The organism is Bacillus cereus group sp. Bce041, assembly GCF_052646455.1.
Window position 1 is genome coordinate 1 of the sequence record NZ_JBQXON010000043.1, and the last position, 2,986, is coordinate 2,986.

Below are 2,986 nucleotides of genomic sequence, written 5' to 3' on the forward strand. Positions count from 1 at the left end.
GTATGTTCTTTGAAAACTAGATAACAGTGTAGCTCATATTTTTTAATTTTTAGTTTGGTTAAGTTAGAAAGGGCGCACGGTGGATGCCTTGACACTAGGAGTCGATGAAGGACGGGACTAACGCCGATATGCTTCGGGGAGCTGTAAGTAAGCTTTGATCCGAAGATTTCCGAATGGGGAAACCCACCATACGTAATGGTATGGTATCCTTATCTGAATACATAGGGTAAGGAAGACAGACCCAGGGAACTGAAACATCTAAGTACCTGGAGGAAGAGAAAGCAAATGCGATTTCCTGAGTAGCGGCGAGCGAAACGGAACATAGCCCAAACCAAGAGGCTTGCCTCTTGGGGTTGTAGGACATTCTATACGGAGTTACAAAGGAACGAGGTAGACGAAGCGACCTGGAAAGGTCCGTCGTAGAGGGTAACAACCCCGTAGTCGAAACTTCGTTCTCTCTTGAATGTATCCTGAGTACGGCGGAACACGTGAAATTCCGTCGGAATCTGGGAGGACCATCTCCCAAGGCTAAATACTCCCTAGTGATCGATAGTGAACCAGTACCGTGAGGGAAAGGTGAAAAGCACCCCGGAAGGGGAGTGAAAGAGATCCTGAAACCGTGTGCCTACAAATAGTCAGAGCCCGTTAACGGGTGATGGCGTGCCTTTTGTAGAATGAACCGGCGAGTTACGATCCCGTGCGAGGTTAAGCTGAAGAGGCGGAGCCGCAGCGAAAGCGAGTCTGAATAGGGCGTTTAGTACGTGGTCGTAGACCCGAAACCAGGTGATCTACCCATGTCCAGGGTGAAGTTCAGGTAACACTGAATGGAGGCCCGAACCCACGCACGTTGAAAAGTGCGGGGATGAGGTGTGGGTAGCGGAGAAATTCCAATCGAACCTGGAGATAGCTGGTTCTCCCCGAAATAGCTTTAGGGCTAGCCTTAAGTGTAAGAGTCTTGGAGGTAGAGCACTGATTGGACTAGGGGTCCTCATCGGATTACCGAATTCAGTCAAACTCCGAATGCCAATGACTTATCCTTAGGAGTCAGACTGCGAGTGATAAGATCCGTAGTCAAAAGGGAAACAGCCCAGACCGCCAGCTAAGGTCCCAAAGTGTGTATTAAGTGGAAAAGGATGTGGAGTTGCTTAGACAACTAGGATGTTGGCTTAGAAGCAGCCACCATTTAAAGAGTGCGTAATAGCTCACTAGTCGAGTGACTCTGCGCCGAAAATGTACCGGGGCTAAATACACCACCGAAGCTGCGGATTGATACCAATGGTATCAGTGGTAGGGGAGCGTTCTAAGGACAGTGAAGTCAGACCGGAAGGACTGGTGGAGTGCTTAGAAGTGAGAATGCCGGTATGAGTAGCGAAAGACGGGTGAGAATCCCGTCCACCGAATGCCTAAGGTTTCCTGAGGAAGGCTCGTCCGCTCAGGGTTAGTCAGGACCTAAGCCGAGGCCGACAGGCGTAGGCGATGGACAACAGGTTGATATTCCTGTACCACCTCTTTATCGTTTGAGCAATGGAGGGACGCAGAAGGATAGAAGAAGCGTGCGATTGGTTGTGCACGTCCAAGCAGTTAGGCTGATAAGTAGGCAAATCCGCTTATCGTAAAGGCTGAGCTGTGATGGGGAAGCTCCTTATGGAGCGAAGTCTTTGATTCCCCGCTGCCAAGAAAAGCTTCTAGCGAGATAAAAGGTGCCTGTACCGCAAACCGACACAGGTAGGCGAGGAGAGAATCCTAAGGTGTGCGAGAGAACTCTGGTTAAGGAACTCGGCAAAATGACCCCGTAACTTCGGGAGAAGGGGTGCTTTCTTAACGGAAAGCCGCAGTGAATAGGCCCAAGCGACTGTTTAGCAAAAACACAGCTCTCTGCGAAGCCGTAAGGCGAAGTATAGGGGGTGACACCTGCCCGGTGCTGGAAGGTTAAGGAGAGGGGTTAGCGTAAGCGAAGCTCTGAACTGAAGCCCCAGTAAACGGCGGCCGTAACTATAACGGTCCTAAGGTAGCGAAATTCCTTGTCGGGTAAGTTCCGACCCGCACGAAAGGTGTAACGATTTGGGCACTGTCTCAACCAGAGACTCGGTGAAATTATAGTACCTGTGAAGATGCAGGTTACCCGCGACAGGACGGAAAGACCCCGTGGAGCTTTACTGTAGCCTGATATTGAATTTTGGTACAGTTTGTACAGGATAGGCGGGAGCCATTGAAACCGGAGCGCTAGCTTCGGTGGAGGCGCTGGTGGGATACCGCCCTGACTGTATTGAAATTCTAACCTACGGGTCTTATCGACCCGGGAGACAGTGTCAGGTGGGCAGTTTGACTGGGGCGGTCGCCTCCTAAAGTGTAACGGAGGCGCCCAAAGGTTCCCTCAGAATGGTTGGAAATCATTCGTAGAGTGCAAAGGCATAAGGGAGCTTGACTGCGAGACCTACAAGTCGAGCAGGGACGAAAGTCGGGCTTAGTGATCCGGTGGTTCCGCATGGAAGGGCCATCGCTCAACGGATAAAAGCTACCCCGGGGATAACAGGCTTATCTCCCCCAAGAGTCCACATCGACGGGGAGGTTTGGCACCTCGATGTCGGCTCATCGCATCCTGGGGCTGTAGTCGGTCCCAAGGGTTGGGCTGTTCGCCCATTAAAGCGGTACGCGAGCTGGGTTCAGAACGTCGTGAGACAGTTCGGTCCCTATCCGTCGTGGGCGTAGGAAATTTGAGAGGAGCTGTCCTTAGTACGAGAGGACCGGGATGGACGCACCGCTGGTGTACCAGTTGTTCTGCCAAGGGCATAGCTGGGTAGCTATGTGCGGAAGGGATAAGTGCTGAAAGCATCTAAGCATGAAGCCCCCCTCAAGATGAGATTTCCCATAGCGTAAGCTAGTAAGATCCCTGAAAGATGATCAGGTTGATAGGTTCGAGGTGGAAGCATGGTGACATGTGGAGCTGACGAATACTAATAGATCGAGGACTTAACCATATAATATG

The 2,986-nt window shown here is 51.2% G+C and carries 1 rRNA gene; it reads left to right on the forward strand.

Going from position 1 to position 2,986, the window contains the following annotated elements:
* Positions 1–56 precede the first annotated feature (56 nt).
* Positions 57–2,978: ribosomal RNA gene (locus ACUN13_RS32105) — 23S ribosomal RNA — on the forward strand.
* Positions 2,979–2,986 lie beyond the last annotated feature (8 nt).